The 16,171-nt window shown below is 72.2% G+C and carries 10 protein-coding genes and 1 pseudogene; 9 read left to right on the forward strand and 2 right to left on the reverse strand.

Annotated elements, in window-relative coordinates; genetic code table 11:
- Positions 1-268 precede the first annotated feature (268 nt).
- Both rsgA and ACFYY6_RS11470 read left to right on the forward strand, forming a co-directional pair.
- Positions 269-1,381, forward strand: a complete 1,113-nt coding sequence (rsgA, locus tag ACFYY6_RS11465) for a ribosome small subunit-dependent GTPase A (protein WP_389192889.1) — start codon at positions 269-271, stop codon at positions 1,379-1,381.
- 141 nt (positions 1,382-1,522) lie between these two features.
- Positions 1,523-2,881 carry a DNA-3-methyladenine glycosylase 2 family protein gene (locus tag ACFYY6_RS11470; protein ID WP_389192892.1) on the forward strand — a complete coding sequence of 453 codons (1,359 nt, stop codon included), beginning with the start codon at positions 1,523-1,525 and terminating at the stop codon, positions 2,879-2,881.
- Between the two features lie 225 nt (positions 2,882-3,106).
- On the opposite strand, the gene ACFYY6_RS11475 is transcribed toward ACFYY6_RS11470, so the two are convergent.
- Both ACFYY6_RS11475 and ACFYY6_RS11480 read right to left on the reverse strand, forming a co-directional pair.
- Positions 3,107-3,589, reverse strand: a complete 483-nt coding sequence (locus tag ACFYY6_RS11475) for a DUF456 domain-containing protein (RefSeq protein WP_386608958.1) — start codon at positions 3,587-3,589, stop codon at positions 3,107-3,109.
- 69 nt (positions 3,590-3,658) lie between these two features.
- A complete protein-coding gene (locus ACFYY6_RS11480) occupies positions 3,659-4,648 on the reverse strand; it encodes a helix-turn-helix domain-containing protein (RefSeq protein ID WP_351524437.1) in 990 nt (329 codons plus the stop codon).
- 209 nt (positions 4,649-4,857) lie between these two features.
- Here ACFYY6_RS11480 and ACFYY6_RS11485 point away from each other — a divergent pair, with 209 nt between their 5' ends.
- From ACFYY6_RS11485 to ACFYY6_RS11515, 7 genes and pseudogenes are all read left to right on the forward strand, one after another.
- Positions 4,858-8,622: a S8 family serine peptidase gene (locus ACFYY6_RS11485; protein ID WP_389192810.1), complete on the forward strand. Its 3,765-nt coding sequence runs from the start codon at positions 4,858-4,860 to the stop codon at positions 8,620-8,622.
- A gap of 226 nt (positions 8,623-8,848) precedes the next feature.
- A complete protein-coding gene (locus ACFYY6_RS11490; protein WP_389192813.1) occupies positions 8,849-10,621 on the forward strand; it encodes a protein phosphatase 2C domain-containing protein in 1,773 nt (590 codons plus the stop codon).
- Between the two features lie 65 nt (positions 10,622-10,686).
- Positions 10,687-12,429 (forward strand): pyruvate dehydrogenase, encoded by a 1,743-nt coding sequence (locus ACFYY6_RS11495; protein WP_351524440.1) that lies wholly within the window; start codon positions 10,687-10,689, stop codon positions 12,427-12,429.
- Positions 12,430-12,534: 105 nt separating this feature from the next.
- Positions 12,535-12,725: pseudogene (locus ACFYY6_RS11500) on the forward strand (FAD-dependent oxidoreductase); the annotation flags it as partial.
- A 72-nt stretch (positions 12,726-12,797) separates the two neighbouring features.
- Positions 12,798-13,340 carry a (2Fe-2S)-binding protein gene (locus ACFYY6_RS11505; protein WP_386608955.1) on the forward strand — a complete coding sequence of 181 codons (543 nt, stop codon included), beginning with the start codon at positions 12,798-12,800 and terminating at the stop codon, positions 13,338-13,340.
- A gap of 356 nt (positions 13,341-13,696) precedes the next feature.
- Complete coding sequence (locus ACFYY6_RS11510; RefSeq protein WP_360104619.1) at positions 13,697-14,608, forward strand: dihydrodipicolinate synthase family protein; 912 nt, start codon at positions 13,697-13,699, stop codon at positions 14,606-14,608.
- A gap of 357 nt (positions 14,609-14,965) precedes the next feature.
- Entirely contained in the window at positions 14,966-15,697 is a 732-nt protein-coding gene (locus ACFYY6_RS11515) for a GntR family transcriptional regulator (RefSeq protein ID WP_386608953.1), read from the forward strand.
- Positions 15,698-16,171: the final 474 nt, after the last annotated feature.

A 16,171-nucleotide genomic window follows, 5' to 3' on the forward strand; every position in this document is an offset into this window, starting at 1 on the left:
GGACTGCCGCCGGTGCCGGTCCCGTGCGTGAACCAGGAGGTGAGGACATTGATGACTGTCGCCGAGATGGGCGTTGCCCACCGCAGAAGCATCGTTCCCGCCCCCGTGGTCGCCGGCTGACCTCTTCGTTCGACAACACCGCGCGCCTGTGAGCGCGTTGCCGGGGCCACCCTTCGAAGGGTTTCCCTTGTCCTCCCAGTTCTCTGGTTCTTCCTCCTTCTCCTCCTACTCTTCCGGTTCCTTCCGGGATGCGTCCGCCGCGCATCCGCTGTCCGCGTACGGCTGGGACGACGGCTGGGCCGCGGCGTTCGCCCCGTACACCGCGCAGGGGCTGCTGCCCGGGCGCGTGGTGCGGGTCGACCGCGGGCAGTGCGACGTCGTCACCCCGCGAGGGACGCTGAGGGCCGACACCGCGTTCGTCGTCCCGCGTGATCCCATGCGCATCGTCTGCACCGGTGACTGGGCCGCCGTCGACCCCGACGGGGATCCGCGGTTCGTACGGGCGCTGCTGCCGCGGCGTACGGCCTTCGTCCGTTCGACGACGTCGCAGCGTTCCGAGGGACAGGTCCTCGCCACCAACGTGGACCACATCGCCATCTGTGTCTCGCTCGCCACGGAACTCGACCTGGGACGGATGGAGCGCTTCCTCGCGCTCGCCATGTCCAGCACTGACGGGGCGGCGCTGCTCCGCGACGGGGCGGACGCCGCGGACGGTGCCGCCGAACCGGTCGTGGTGCTGACCAAGGCCGATCTGGTGCCGGACGCCACGACGCTGTCGCACCTCGTCCAGGACGTCGAAGCCGTCGCGCCCGGTGTGCAGGTGCTTCCCGTCAGCTCCGCCACGGGCGAGGGACTGGACGTGTTCTCCGCACTCGTGTCGGGTGGCACGAGCGTGCTGCTCGGGGTCTCCGGCGCGGGCAAGTCGACCCTGGCCAACACCCTGCTCGGCCGCGACGTGATGGAGGTGCAGGCCGCGCGCGAGGTCGACGGCAAGGGCCGCCACACCACCACGACCCGCAATCTGCTGGTGCTGCCCTTCGGGGGCGTGCTCATCGACACCCCCGGGCTGCGCGGGGTCGGGCTCTGGGACGCGGAGACCGGCGTCGGTCAGGTCTTCTCCGAGATCGAGGAACTGGCCGAGCACTGCCGGTTCCACGACTGCGCCCACCGGTCCGAGCCCGGCTGCGCGGTGCTCGCCGCTGTCGAGGACGGCTCACTGTCCCACCGGCGCCTCGACAGCTTCCGCAAGCTGCTCCGCGAGAACCGGCGCATCGTCGCCAGGACCGATGCCCGGGTGCGGTCGGAGATGCTGCGCGAATGGAAGCGCAGAGGGGCCGAGGGGAGGGCGGCCATGGACGCGAAGCGCGGCAGGACGCGGTAGGCCCTGTCGTCGAAGTGCCGTCGTCCGGCGGAGGCCGCACGGCAGGCTGCAGTTGGCGCCAGGGCCTGGGTCGCGACGCCGGGTCCGATGTCCGAAATCCGCCAGTGCGGTGCCGAAAGGTGCCGCACACTGGACGGTGTGATGGACGAAACGACCAGGTACGAGGCGGTGAGCAGCCGCGACGCCCGGTTCGACGGGGAGTTCTTCTTCGCCGTCGAGACGACCGGTATCTACTGCCGGCCGAGTTGCCCCGCCGTCACCCCCAAGCGGAAGAACGTCCGCTTCTTCCCGACCGCGGCCGCTGCCCAGGGTCACGGCTTCCGGGCGTGCCGACGCTGCCGCCCGGACGCCGTGCCCGGCTCGGCGGAGTGGAACGTACGCGCCGACGTCGTGGGGCGCGCCGTGCGGCTGATCGGGGACGGTGTCGTCGACCGGGAGGGCGTGCCCGGTCTGGCGCACCGGCTCGGCTACAGCGCGCGCCAGGTGCAGCGGCAACTCAACGCGGAACTGGGCGCCGGACCCGTCGCGCTGGCCCGGGCCCAGCGCGCCCACACCGCGCGGGTGCTGCTGCAGACGACCGGGCTGCCCGTGACGGAGATCGCCTTCGCTTCCGGCTTCGCCAGCGTCCGTCAGTTCAACGAAACGATCCGGCGGATCTACGCCCGCACGCCGAGCGCGCTGCGAGCCGAGGCGGGGGCGGGGGCCGGGGCGGCGGGCCGGGCGGCGCACACCACCGGCATCCCCTTGCGGCTCGCGCACCGGGGGCCGTACGCGGCCCGCGAAACCTTCGACCTGCTGGCCGGCGAGGTGGTCGGCGGCGTCGAGGAGGTCGTCGGGAAGCGCGGTGCCCGGACCTATCGGCGCACCCTGCGCCTGCCCTACGGCACGGCCGTCGTAGCCGTCGACGAACGGTCCGCGGGGCCCTGGCTGGACGCCCGGATCCATCTCACGGACCTGCGTGACCTGACGACGGCGGTGCAGCGGCTGCGGCGGCTGTTCGACCTGGACGCCGATCCGTACGCCGTCGACGAACGGCTCGGCGCCGATCCGCGGCTCGCGGCGCACGTCGCCGCCCGTCCGGGGCTGCGTTCCCCGGGAACCGCGGACCCGGAGGAATTCGCCGTCCGGGCGCTGGTGGGCGCGGCGGAGGCGAAGCGGCTGGTGGAGGCGTACGGCAAGGTTCTCGACGTTCCCTCCGGCGGGCTCACCCATGTGTTTCCCGAGCCGGGCACGCTGGCCGGAGCGGTGGAGGACCCGGCACTGCGGGCGCTGACCGGCGCGCTCGCCGACGGGGGCGTACGGCTCGACGCCGGAGCGGACCGGGACGAGGCGGAGCGGGCGCTGCTCCGGCTGCCCGGGATCGGTCCGGGGACCGCGGCGCTCATCCGGATGAGGGCGCTGGGCGACCCCGACGTGGACCCCGGCGGCGGGCCCGGGACGGAGGCGTGGCGTCCGTGGCGTTCGTACGGGGCACGGCATCTGGAGCTCCTGATGCCGTGACCGGGAAGGTTCACCGGCTCGCGAGGCCCGGCACGGCACCTCGCGGGGGTTGTCGCATCACCCGAGTACGTCCAGTACGCGGACGATGCTCCGCCTTGCGATGCACCGCACCGGACGCCGCGAGCCACCCGGCGAACCTTCCCGGTCACAGCATTGGGCGTCACCTGAGCCGACGGGCGGGGCCGGGAGTCCCGGGGCCCCGGGCGCGCTTCGGGGCTGCCGGGCTCACGCCCAGAGCAGCACGCCGAGCCAGGCCCCCGTCACCAGCAGGCACGCGAAGAGTTCGACGAGCACGGACCAGCCCGTGGCCCGCATCACCGAGCGGACCGATGCCCACCCCGCGCCACGACTGCCGAGCCGCAGCCGCTCCACCCCGTAGACGGTCCCCACGTAGCCCACCAGTGCGCCCAGCACCGGGACGACGAAGAAGCCCACGATCGCGCCGACGCCGCCGAGCACCAGGGTCCTGTGCGGGGCGCCGGACTCGTGCGGGCGGCGCGGCGGCAGCAGCGGTTTCAGCGCCTGGTCCACCAGCAGCAGCGCGGTGGCGCCCATGAGCACGGACCAGGCCGCCGTCGTCCTGTCGGTCAGCGCCCACCACAGCACCGCGGCCCAGACGATCGCCTGTCCGGGCACCCCCGGCACCAGCACGCCGATCAGGCCCAGGAACATGACCAGGCCGATGGCGACGAGTTGCCACACACCCATTCGACCAGCCTGACGGAGTCCGGCCGGTCCCGCGCGTCCACGGCGCCGGGCATCCCGGGCACCGACGCGTCAGGCCCGGGGATCCCGGGCCACCCAGCCCCGCTCGTACGCATGCCAGCCCAGCTGGAGCCGGGTCGACACCCCCGTCAGTTCCATCAGGCCCTTCACCCGCCGCTGCACGGTCCGCAGCCCCAGGTCCAGCTGCTTCGCCACGCTCGCGTCCGTCAGCCCGGCCAGCAGCAGCGAGAGGATCTCCAGGTCCGTCGCGTCGGGGCCGGTGGAGACCTCCTCCAGCAGGTCGCCCCCGCCGAGCCGGAGCGGCATCGCCTCCCGCCACACCGCCTCGAACAGTCCCATCAGCGACTCCAGCAGCCCGGAGCCGTGCACGACCAGCGCCGCGGGCTCCGCGCCCCGGCCGGTCAGCGGCACCATCGCCAGGGCCGCGTCGGCGACGACCAGCTTGGTGGGCACCCGGTCGACGACCCGGCACTGCTCGTCGCGGCCCAGCGCCGCCGAGAGCTCCGTGATCCCGGACGGCAACGAGAGGACCTCCCGCTCGACCACCACCCGGAACGACACCCCGCGCGTGGCGGCCCGCTCCTCGGCCTCGTTCTCCGTCCCGCTCACCGCGATCGGCTTCCCGGTGACCAGGGCGCAGACCTCGCTGGTGGCCCCCAGCTGCAACTGATGGAAGCGGTGCGCCACCGCGCTCGCGCCCGTCACCACCTCGACCAGGTCGTGCACGGCCGAATCGGTGGCCTCCGCCCGGTACTCCTCGGCGAGCAGCGCCGCCGCCAGCTCCGCCTGCTCCAGCTCGTGGCGCTGCTGCGTCAGCAGGGCCCCCAGCGCCACCGCCGGAGGCGCCGCCACCCAACGGCCGGTGCGCGACGAGGACTGGGCGGCCAAGCCGTGCTGCTCCAGCCTGCGCAGCGCCCGTTCGGTGTCCGGCTCGGGGAGCGCGAGCCGGTGTGCCAGATCGGGGACCTCGGCGGCCCCCACGGTCACGAGCGCGCGGTACGCCGACTCCTGTATCTCGTCGAGACCTATGGCCCCCAACATCCCTCGTTCCCTCCCGGACGCATTGATTCCGCACGCCGTCACTGATTCCGGGCGCCGGTCGTGGCGGAAAGCGGCCACGGCGTAAACCCGCCGTGCACATCATCCCTTCATCGCCCCGCGCTCTGCCAATGTGGCGCCACCGCAGTACCGACAACTTCCGGAACGCCGCTGTTTGTTCAGGGGTGACCGGGTTTTACTTGGGGAGAGCGATGCGTCCGATATCGCGTACGGCGCTGGGGGCGGCCGCCGCCGCCGTCCTGGCCGTCACCGCGACCGCACCGTCCGCGGCAGCGCCGCAGGACGACGCGACCGCGAAGAGACCACTGACCGGCAGTTCGCCCGCCACCTCCAAGGCGGGCGAACCGGTCACCGTCACCCTGGTCACCGGCGACAAGGTCCTGGTGCGCACGGACAGTTCCGGGGCCGCGTCGGTCACCGCGCTGCCCCGCGAGGACGGCTCCGTGCCCCTCCTGCAGACCAGGCAGTCCGGCAAGGACCTCTACGTGTACCCCGACACCGCCGCCCGGGCGCTGGCCGCCGGCAAGGTCGACCAGGAACTCTTCAACGTCACCGGACTCGTCCGGCAGGGCTATGACGACGCCCACACCTCCGCGCTGCCGCTGATCGCCGTCTACGGCGACGCCGCGGCCCGTACCGTGCCCGCCACCCCGCGCGGCGCGAAGCGCGGACTCGTGCTCGATGCCATCGACGGCGTCGCGCTCAAGGCGGACAAGAAGAAGGCCGCCGACTTCTGGGCGGACGTCACCGACAGCCGTTCCCGCTCGGCAGCCGGTCCGAAGAAGCTCTGGCTCGACCGCAAGATCCGCGCCACCCTCGACCGGTCCACCCAGCAGATCGGCGCCGACCTCGCCTGGGCCGCCGGATACACCGGCAAGGGCACCAGGGTCGCCGTCCTGGACACCGGCGCCGACGCGGAACACCCCGACCTCAAGGGCCGGATCGCCGCCTCGGAGAACTTCACCGACTCCAGCACCGCCGACGACCGGCAGGGTCACGGCACCCACACCATCTCCACCGTCGGCGGCTCCGGCGCCGCGAGCGACGGCCGGAAGAAGGGCGTCGCCCCCGACACCGAACTGCTCAACGGCAAGGTCCTCAACGACGGCGGCTTCGGCGCCGAGTCCTGGATCATCGCCGGCATGCAGTGGGCCGTCGACCAGAAGGCCGACGTCGTCTCCATGAGCCTCGGCAGCCCGGAGCCGACCGACTGCACCGACCCGATGAGTGTCGCGGCCGAGAAGCTCGCCCGGAGCGAGGACACGCTGTTCGTGATCGCGGCGGGCAACTCCGGCCCGAGGCTCAACACCGTCTCCTCGCCCGGCTGCGCACCGAGCGTGCTGACCGTCGGCGCCGTCGACCGCGACGACTCCACGGCCCAGTTCTCCAGCCGCGGGCCCGTGATCGGCGCGCACACCCTCAAGCCGGAGATCGCCGCCCCCGGCGTCGCCATCTCCGCCGCGGCGGCGGGGGGCCGGGGCGTCTACGCCTACCAGTCGATGTCCGGGACGTCGATGGCCACCCCGCATGTGGCGGGCGCCGCCGCGATCGTGAAGCAGCGTCACCCGGACTGGACCGCCCAGCAGATCAAGGCCGCCCTGGTGTCGTCCGCGAAGAGCGACATCCCCGGGGACGTGCGCGAGACCGGCGCCGGCCGGCTCGACGTGAAGGCCGCGATCGACACCACCGTCGTCGGCGCCCCCGCCGTCCAGGCCGGCTCCTTCGACTGGCCGCAGGACAGGAACGACCGCGCCACCGTCGACCTGCCCTACACCAACTCCGGCACCAAGCCGGTGAAGCTGTCGCTCCAGGTCCAGGGCGTCACGGGCAACGACGGCTCCGCGGTCCGCACCCCGGTCGCCGGGCTCGACACGAAGACCGTCACCGTCCCGGCCGGGGCCACCGTGAAGGTCCCGCTGCGCATCGACCCGTCCGCGAAGCTGAAGGCCGCCCAGTACGGCGACGTCACCGGACGCGTCCTGGCCACCGGGCCCGGCGGTGCGAAGGTCTCCACCCCGTTCTCCCTGTACGTGGAGCCGGAGACCGTCACCCTGCGCGTCAAGCTGATCGACCGCGCCGGCAAGCCCGCCACGGGCTCCTCCTCGCTGGACGTCATCGGCACCGACACCTCCAGCGGCGAGCGCCGCTTCAACGACGGCGCCGCCGACCAGGTCTACCGGCTGCGCCCCGGCGCGTACTTCGTCTCCGGGTTCGTCATCACGCCGGACACCGCCGACGTCACGGGCCGCATGGCCGAGTCCGTCGGCTACCTCGCCCGTCCGCAGCTCGACGTCACCAAGGACACCACCCTGGTGCTCGACGCACGCAAGGCCCACCGGCTCCAGGTGAAGACCGCGGACCGCGCCTCCGAGAACCGCTCCACGACCCTCGCGTTCGGCCGCTCGTGGGACGACACCTGGCTGCACTCCGGCTCCATCACCGGTGCCGGCAACGTCGAGAACTACCTGGCGGACGTGCAGGGCAAGGCGCGCGACGGCGACTTCGAGTTCTCCAGCTTCTGGCGCGCGTACGCCCCGCAGATCGAGGAGCTGTCGGTCGTCGGCGGCGCCGCACTGCACCCGAGGGTGGCGAGCACCGGCTCCGTCAACCTCGACGGAACGGGCGAGGCCGCGCTCGTCGACGCCGGAAAGGGCACCCCCGATGAGCTGAGGGCCGCGGGCGTCGCGGGGAAGATCGCGCTGGTCGAGGTCGGCGACGACGGGTACGTGCACACCCAGGCGCGCGACGCGAAGGCCGCGGGCGCGAAGGCCGTCGTCGCCCACCGCCCGGCCGCGGGCCCCTGGCAGCCGTCGGCCGGCTTCGGCCAGGCGCCGGTGCCGTCGCTCGGCATCGAGGCGGGGGAGGCCGCCGCGCTGAAGGCCGCCCTGGCCGAGGGCCCGGTGACGCTGCGCTGGAAGGCCACCGCGGTCAGCCCGTTCGTCTACAACCTCGCCTTCGCCGAGACCGGCCCGGTCACCTCCGACCGCACCTACCAGGTCCGGGACAAGAAGCTCGGCACGGTCGTCTCGAACTACGAGGCGATGGGCGTCGCGGCGGACTACGTCGACACGATGATCATGGGCCGGCCGTACGGCGGGCTGTTCTCCGCCGCCAGCGACACCGTCGCCGTCCCCGGCAAGCGCACCGAGTACTACTCGGCGGGCGACACCGCCTGGACGCGCTACCTCTCCTCCAGCTTCCCCTGGGGCGAGCTCATGGCCGACCGGGCGCGCACCTACACCGCGGGCTCGAAGCGCACGGAGAACTGGTACCGGGGCATCCTGGCCCCGACCGCACCGCGCGACGCCGACGGCGAGCTCCAGCTGGCCGCGGAACGGCAGGACAACCTGATCGGCGTGGCCCCCGCGTTCTGGGGCGACACCGAGCACATGGGCATCCAGGGTTCCTTCGGCGACACCGGAAACATGAGGCTCACCAGCGGCGGCAAGGTGATCGGCGAGTCCTCCTGGCCGTCCGGGGTGTTCACCGTTCCGGCCGGGGACGCCGCGTACGAACTCACCATGGAGACCATGAAGTTCGGGCAGCCCGCCGCCGCGTGGAAGCGGTCCACCCAGACCCGGACGGTCTGGAAGTTCCGTTCCCACCGGGACGAGAACGCCTACTCCCAGGGCATTCCGCTGCTCTTCCCGAGCTACGACCTGAACGCGGACGGGCTGAAGACCCTTCCGGCCAAGGCCGGCCGGACGATCGGGCTGAGCGTCATCGGTCACGCGGGCTACACGCCCGGCAAGCTGGTCGCCGCCAAGGTCTCGTACTCGTACGACGGTGGCGAGACCTGGACCGAGGGCACCACCGCGCAGCGCGACGGCCACTGGACCGCGACCGTGAACCACGCGGGCGCGGCCGGCAAGCCGGTCACGCTGAAGACCGAACTGACGGACGCCAACGGCAACTCCGTCGTCCAGACCGTGAGCGACGCGTACGCCGTGCGTTGATCACGACCTGACCGGTCCGCCGGACGGCTTTCCCGTGGGGGGTGGGTCCGTCCGGCGGACCCTTTGCATGGCCGGGGACCCCCGATAAGCACGACCGGGACCTCGGATCGCATGGTCGGGGGCCCGGTTTGCACAGCCGGGGTGCACGGACGCGCCGTGCGCGCGGCGCGTCGTGTTTTCGTCATGCGTCGTTTCCGTGCGTCCCGTGCCGTGGACAATCAAGAGTATGAGCCAGCAGGGGGAGCGGCCCGCCGACGGGGACGACTGGTGGGACAGGCTGTACGACGAGACCGACAGGGACACCGGGGCGGGCGGTGCGGACGGTGCGAGTGGTCCGGGTGGTGCGGGCGACACCGGTGACACCCTCGACGACCGCTTCGACTCGGTGGCGAGGGTGGTCGGGGCGGGGAACGGGGGGAGCGCGGGGACGCTGCTCCCGGAGCCGGAGCCGGAGCCGGAGCCGGAGCCGGAGCCGGAGCCGGAGCCGGAGCCGGAGCCGGAGCCGGAGCCGGAGCCGGAGCCGGAGCCGGAGCCGTCCCGGACGACGTTACGGACGCGTGCCCCCTGGGAGCCGCCCGAGGAGAACGCACCGGGCCCCGGGTCCGCACCCGCCGGCCCGCCGAACCCGCGCACCTTCGCCGACTTCACCGCCCCGAGGCCCATGGGGTCGCCGACGGGCCCCGTCGCACCGATGCCCACCGGACCACCGAAGAGGCCTGCCCCGTTGCTGCCTGCCGGACCAGTGGCGGTCCCCGGTCGGTCGACACCCGTCGGACCGCCGGTGGTGCCCGCCGCGCCGACACCGGCCGGGCCACCGGTGGCACCTGATTCGTCGACGCCCGCCGGACCAGTGGCGGTCGCCGGTCCGTCGACGCCCGCCGCCCTGCCGTCGCCCGCGGGACCGTCCGCGGCCCCCGCTCCTGCCGTGTCGCGTCCCGCGCGCACCCACGTGGGCGACCGGCCCCCCACGTACGACGCCGAGCCCACCGCGCTGCCCGTCACCGTCCCCCAGGAACTGGACGGTCTCGTCGCCGCCGACACGGTGCTCGACGGAGCCCGGTACGGCACCTACACCTTGCGTGCCGCCTCGGTGCGCGGGGACTCGGCGCGGTATTGGGGCGAGCACCGGCGCGACGCCTTGCTCACCGCGCGCTTCGGCACCGACCGGGAGGCGCTCGTCCTGGTGGCCGTCGCCACCGGAGCCCGTGCCTCCGAGCAGGCGCACCTGGCCGCGGCCGACGCCTGTCGCTGGATCGGCGGTGCGATCGGGCGCAGCCATCTCCGCCTGACCGAGGACATAAGGGCCGGACGGCGCGGCGAGCTGAAATCCGGTCTGCACCGGCTCACCGACCGCGGGTTCGGCAGGCTGCGCGCCCGTGCCGCCGAGCTGGGGCTCGAACCCGGGCAGTACTCGGCGGGGCTGCGTTGCCTCCTGCTGCCTGCTGACCCCGACTGCCGTACCAGGATCTTCTTCGGCATTGGTGCCGGTGGGTTCTTCCGCCTGCGCGGCGGCGTCTGGCAGGACCTCGAACCGGGGATTCCGCACCGGGCCGGTCCTTCCGTCGGGAACGCCCCGGACGGAGGAAACCCCGAGAACACCGGAAACACCGGAAACACCGGAAGCACCGGAAGCACCGGAAGCGCCGGAAGCGCCGGAAGCACCGGAAGCGGAGCGATCGGTGGGGGCGCGGGGAAGGCCGGGGAGTCCGGTTCCGCAAACGGGGAGTCGCCTCGCCCGGGAGGCGCCGTCGCCGGTGGCGACCGCCCTGCCGAGCCGTTCCGCTTTCGGACCTCGGTAGCCCGGTCGGGTGACATGCTGCTGCTGTGCAGCCCCGGGCTCGCCGTACCGCTGCGCGAGGAACCGGCACTGGCCGGGGAACTCGCCGAACGCTGGACCGGCGGTGAGGCACCGGGGCTCGCGGCCTTCCTCACGGACACTCAGCTCAGGGTGAAGGGCTACTCCGACGACCGTACGAGCGCCGCCGTCTGGGAGGCGTAATCGCGCACGCCATGGGTTGATGGATGCGGAGTCCGGAAGCCGAAGCGCGGAAAGGGTACGCACCCATGGCGAAGCAGAACGTGTCGGAGCAGTTCGTCGACATCCTTGTCCGGGCGGGCGTGAGGCGTATGTACGGTGTCGTCGGCGACAGTCTCAACCCGGTCGTCGACGCCATCCGGCGCAACTCGGCCATCGACTGGATCCAGGTCCGGCACGAGGAGACCGCCGCGTTCGCCGCCGGGGCCGAGGCCCAGGTCACCGGTTCGCTGGCGGCCTGCGCCGGGTCGTGCGGCCCCGGCAATCTGCATCTCATCAACGGTCTCTACGACGCCCACCGCTCCATGGCACCCGTCCTCGCCCTCGCCTCGCACATCCCGTCCGGCGAGATCGGGCTCGGCTACTTCCAGGAGACCCACCCGGACCTGCTGTTCCGGGAGTGCAGCCACTACAACGAGATGATCTCCAACCCCCGGCAGATGCCGCGGCTGCTCCAGACGGCCATCCAGCACGCGATCGGCCGGGGCGGGGTCAGCGTCGTCACGATGCCGGGAGACATCGCCTCCCAGCCCGCTCCGGACAGAACGGTGGAACACGCCCTGGTCACCACGCGGCCGACGGTGCGGCCCGGGGACGCGGAGATCGAGAAGCTCTGCCGGATGGTCGACGGGGCGAAACGTGTGACGTTGTTCTGCGGCAGTGGAACGGCGGGTGCCCACGCCGAGGTGATGGAGTTCGCCGAACGGGTGAAGGCCCCGGTCGGGCACGCGCTGCGGGGCAAGGAATGGATCCAGTACGACAACCCGTACGACGTCGGCATGAGCGGGCTGCTCGGCTACGGCGCGGCCTACGAGGCGACCAACGAGTGCGACCTCCTCATCCTGCTCGGCACCGACTTCCCGTACCAGGCGTTCCTCCCCGACGATGTGAAGATCGTCCAGGTCGATGTGCGTCCTGAGCACCTCGGTCGCCGTTCCAAGCTGGACCTGGCGATCTGGGGCGATGTGCGCGAGACGCTGCGCTGTCTGACCCCGAGGGTGAAGCCCAAGACCGACCGCAAGTTCCTCGACCGGATGCTGAAGAAGCACGCGGACGCGCTGGAGGGCGTGGTCAAGGCGTACACCCGCAAGGTCGAGAAGCACATCCCGATCCACCCCGAGTACGTCGCCTCGGTGCTGGACGAACTGGCCGACGAGGACGCCGTGTTCACCGTCGACACCGGCATGTGCAACGTCTGGGCCGCACGCTATCTCTCGCCCAACGGCAAGCGCCGCGTCATCGGTTCCTTCAGTCACGGCTCGATGGCCAACGCGCTCCCGCAGGCCATCGGGGCCCAGTTCGTCGACCGGGACCGGCAGGTGGTGTCGATGTCCGGCGACGGCGGATTCACCATGCTGATGGGCGACTTCCTGACGCTCGTGCAGTACGACCTGCCGGTCAAGGTGGTCCTGTTCAACAACTCGTCACTGAGCATGGTCGAGTTGGAGATGCTGGTGGCCGGCCTTCCCTCGTTCGGCACCTCCAACAAGAACCCCGACTTCGCGGCCGTCGCCCGCGCGGCCGGGGCCTACGGAGTGCGGGTGGAGAAGCCCAAACAGCTGGAGAGCGCACTCAAGGACGCCTTCAAGCACAAGGGCCCGGCCCTCGTCGACGTCGTCACCGACCCCAACGCGCTCTCCATCCCGCCGAAGATCAGCGCCGAGATGGTGACCGGATTCGCGCTCTCCGCCAGCAAGATCGTGCTGGACGGCGGTGTCGGCCGGATGGTCCAGATGGCCCGCTCCAACCTGCGCAACGTGCCCCGTCCCTGAGTGCGTTCTCCCGGTGGATCCGGGGTCCTCCGGGCAGCCGATGTGACATCAACTGCCTTTGTCCGCCCCCTTGGCGACCCCGAAACAATGTGACATATTACTGACGTGTTCACGAGGCAGCCTTTGGATGTCGTCATCGTCGGTGCCAGGTGGTTGGCGCCGCCTGCGCCCACTACGTCTCCCGGGCCGGACCGTCGGTGGCCGTCGTCGACCGGGGTCCGGTCGCCGGAGGCACCACCGGAGCCGGGGAGGGAAACCTCCTGGTGTCCGACACGGTTCCTGGTCCCGGACTCCGGGCCCGTCGGCTGGTGCCGGCGACCGGTGCCTAAGATCGCCAACTCCCCTTCCGTAAAAGGAAACTTACCGGCGTGGTGGGCGCGGCTGGGGCCCAGGCCATGCTGAAGTCCGGTCATGTGCTGCCGCGCCGCCGGATCGTAGGAGCGGAACTCGCCGTTGCAGAGGGGGAGTTGGCTGCACTCTCGGTCGTCCACGAGGTGCGCGGCGGGATACGGCGGGACGTGGCGCGCAGGGCGGTCGCCCTGAGCCGGTCCCGGCGTCGCCTGTGTGCCTTCGCAGCGCTGATGGGGGCTGTGCACCGACCGGGGGCGGACTGCGGCGGGTGGCTCACCGACGACACGGAGGTCTGCCGTTGCGAAGAGGCCGTCGCGGGGCGGATCCGCGACGCCTGCGAGCGGCTCCGCGCCGGGGACTCCCGGACCGTCAAGCTGTTCACCCGGGCCGGGATGGGCTGGTGCCGGGGCCGGACGTGCGGCTTCGCCGTCCGCGAGCCGGCGGCGGTGCACAGCGCCCCTCCGGGTGTCGGCCGTTGTCCGGAGAGGCCCGACCGCCGCCCGTCGGCCTGCCCCGTGAAGCTGTCCGAACTCGTTGCTGAACCGGCCGATCCCGGCTAGTGCACGCGCCGGGCAACGTTCCTTCCGGGCAGACCTTTCCGGTCACGGCACTGTTACCCCTCCCGGGAACGCTTGTTGGGGCGAACGTTGCCAGGAGGGGTACGAGGGCGGTCGTCCGTCCTCGATGCACCGCGCCGGGCGCCGCGAGCTTCCCGGCAGACCCTTTCGGTCATGCCACCAGGAGGCCGCCGAACCCCCGGCCACCGGCGCGCGCGGCGTCCGGCGCACCCCGGCCGGGCTCCGACGTGCCCGGTCCAGGAACCGGCGCGTCGGGGGCGCGCCGCGTACGGCACCCGCTGTGCGCGCTTCGTCATGCCGCGCCTGTCATGTCCTGTCACCACTCTCGAGGAGCCACGATGCAGCAGAACACCCCGCACGCCCGCACCCGCCCCTGGCAGGGAGTCATGGTCGCCACCCCGCTGACCCTGCGCGCCGACGGCACGATCGACTACGACGCCTACGCCACGCACGTGCGGCAGCTCATCGAGGCGGGCTGCGACGGAGTGGTGCCGAACGGATCGCTGGGCGAGTACCAGACCCTGACCGACGAGGAACGCGAGCGGATGGTCCGGGTCGCGGTGGAGGCGGCGGGCGACGGCGACCGGGTCATGCCGGGTGTCTCCGCCTACGGCAGCGCGGAGTCACGGCGCTGGGCGCAGCAGGCGGCCGAGGCGGGCGCCGGTTCCGTGCTGCTCCTGCCGCCCAACGGATACCGCTGCGAGGACGCGGCCGTCCGCGCCCACTACGCCGACGTGGCGGCCGTCGGGATTCCGGTCGTCGCGTACAACAACCCGTACGACACCAAGGTGGACATGACACCCGGCCTGCTTGCCGAGATCCACCAGGAGGGCAGCATCGTCGCGGTCAAGGAGTTCACCGGCGATGTCCGCCGGGCGTACGAGATCCGTGAACGGGCGCCGGAACTCGACCTGCTCGTGGGCGCCGACGACGTACTGCTGGAACTGGCCCTCGCCGGGGCGGCCGGCTGGATCGCCGGGTGTCCGAACATGCTGCCGTCCAGCTGTGTCCAGCTCTACCGCGCCGCCGTGACCGGGGATCTGGCGACGGCGCTGCCGCTGTACCGGGAACTGCACCCGCTCATGCGGTGGGACTCCAAGCCCGAGTTCGTCCAGGCCATCAAGGCGTCCATGGACGTGGCCGGGCGCCACGGCGGTCGCACCCGTCCGCCGCGCTTCCCGCTCCCAGCGGACGACGAGGCGGCCGTGCGTTCGGCGACCGAGAAGGCCCTGGCCGCAGGGCACAGCTGAGCACCGTCGTACCACGCGGGCACGGGCCCGGCCGTCGCCGTACCCCCGGGGTTCCGGTGGCGGCCGTCCCGGCCGGGGCCTCCACGGCATCCGTTCCGCCCGTCCTCTTCCGGGCGGTCCCGTCCCACCGCGGCCCGGGGCGGCCCGGCGCGGTGCTTCGCACGTACCGGACGCGCTCCTTGACGGGCAAACGTTGCCTGGCGCGGCCCTAGTGCCGGGAGCGGACCTAGTGCCGTGACCGGCACTAGGCGCCCGCGGACTGATCAACTGACGGGAGAACAGGGCCGGGACGACCGAGGCCGTGGAAAAAAGGTGACATTGTATTCTGAGGGCCCGTACGGCGCTGGAGGAATGCATATGGCTCCCCTGACGACGCTCAACGCCCTCTCGGCGCACGAGCACTTGCGCGACCGGGTGGCCAGCGCGCTCAGGGCGGCTCTGATCGCCGGAGACCTGCGGCCGGGTGTGGTCTACTCCGCTCCGACTCTCGCCGCCCAGTTCGGAGTGTCCGCCACGCCGGTGCGCGAAGCGATGCTCGATCTGGCGCGGGAGGGGCTGGTCGAAGCGGTCCGCAACAAGGGCTTCCGTGTGACGGAGCTGACCGGGCAGGACCTCGACGACTTCACCGAACTGCGCGCCATGATCGAGGTCCCCACCGTCGGCCGGATTGCCAGAATGGGCAAGACCGCGGAGTTGAGGGCGCTGCGACCGCTGGCCGAGGCGATCGTGGCAGCCGCCGCCGAGCACGACATCATCGGGTACCTGGAGGCCGACCGGCGTTTCCATCTCGAACTGCTCGGTCTGGCGGGCAACCGCAGACTGGTGGAGGAGGTCGGCAACCTGCGCAAGCGGTCTCGGCTCTTCGGCCTCAACCGGCTGTCGGAATCGGGGCAGTTGACCGCGTCCGCCGAGGAGCACATCCAGCTGCTCGATCTCATGATCGCCGGTGACGCACAGGGTGCCGAGAAGCGCATGCTGACGCACATGTCCCATGTCAGATCGATCTGGGCCGACGACGGCGACGAGCCGGGCGCGGTCGTGCAAGCCACCGGGTCCGAAACGGCGTCCCGGCCGACGGCCGAGGGCTGATCGCCGGACGCCGTCCCCGGCGTCCGCGGCCGCTCCTCGACAGCAGGTGCGGTTCCTCCGGACCGGCCGTCCAGCAGGGCGGCCATCCACTTCTCGATCCCGTCGGCGGCGCGTGGCGGCGTGGACGACATCACCCGGGCACCGTCGGCCGCGATCAGCGGATCGTCCTCGATCCACACGTCGATCCCGCGCGGGGACGGCGGAAGCGTGCTCGTCGTCGCCCGGTCTCCCGGCGCTCCTCCAGGAGACGGAGTTCGCCGAGCACCGTTCCCATAGTGACCGCTGCCGTGTGTGCGGGCTGCGGCGGGCCCACGGATGGCAGGAGTCCACCGACAGGGGCGCGTCGCTCGGCATCCGGGTCGGCCGGCCGCGCCCCGGACAGCGGCCTCTCCCGAGCGTCCGGACGGGCTCGGCGCGAGAGGCGTGGGGCGGCGATCGTCACTCCTCGGCTTCTCGGCGGGGTACGAAGCCCCG

The organism is Streptomyces sp. NPDC001750 (assembly GCF_042892615.1).
In the GTDB taxonomy this organism is placed as follows: domain Bacteria; phylum Actinomycetota; class Actinomycetes; order Streptomycetales; family Streptomycetaceae; genus Streptomyces.

What these genes read in the sequence shown, in the direction of transcription:
- ACFYY6_RS11470 (WP_389192892.1), top strand. Translation starts at nt 1,523, where the DNA reads ATGGACGAAACGACCAGGTACGAGGCGGTGAGCAGCCGCGACGCCCGG.
- ACFYY6_RS11475 (WP_386608958.1), bottom strand. Translation starts at nt 3,589, where the DNA reads ATGGGTGTGTGGCAACTCGTCGCCATCGGCCTGGTCATGTTCCTGGGC.
- ACFYY6_RS11480 (WP_351524437.1), bottom strand. Translation starts at nt 4,648, where the DNA reads ATGTTGGGGGCCATAGGTCTCGACGAGATACAGGAGTCGGCGTACCGC.
- ACFYY6_RS11485 (WP_389192810.1), top strand. Translation starts at nt 4,858, where the DNA reads ATGCGTCCGATATCGCGTACGGCGCTGGGGGCGGCCGCCGCCGCCGTC.
- ACFYY6_RS11490 (WP_389192813.1), top strand. Translation starts at nt 8,849, where the DNA reads ATGAGCCAGCAGGGGGAGCGGCCCGCCGACGGGGACGACTGGTGGGAC.
- ACFYY6_RS11495 (WP_351524440.1), top strand. Translation starts at nt 10,687, where the DNA reads ATGGCGAAGCAGAACGTGTCGGAGCAGTTCGTCGACATCCTTGTCCGG.
- ACFYY6_RS11510 (WP_360104619.1), top strand. Translation starts at nt 13,697, where the DNA reads ATGCAGCAGAACACCCCGCACGCCCGCACCCGCCCCTGGCAGGGAGTC.
- ACFYY6_RS11515 (WP_386608953.1), top strand. Translation starts at nt 14,966, where the DNA reads ATGGCTCCCCTGACGACGCTCAACGCCCTCTCGGCGCACGAGCACTTG.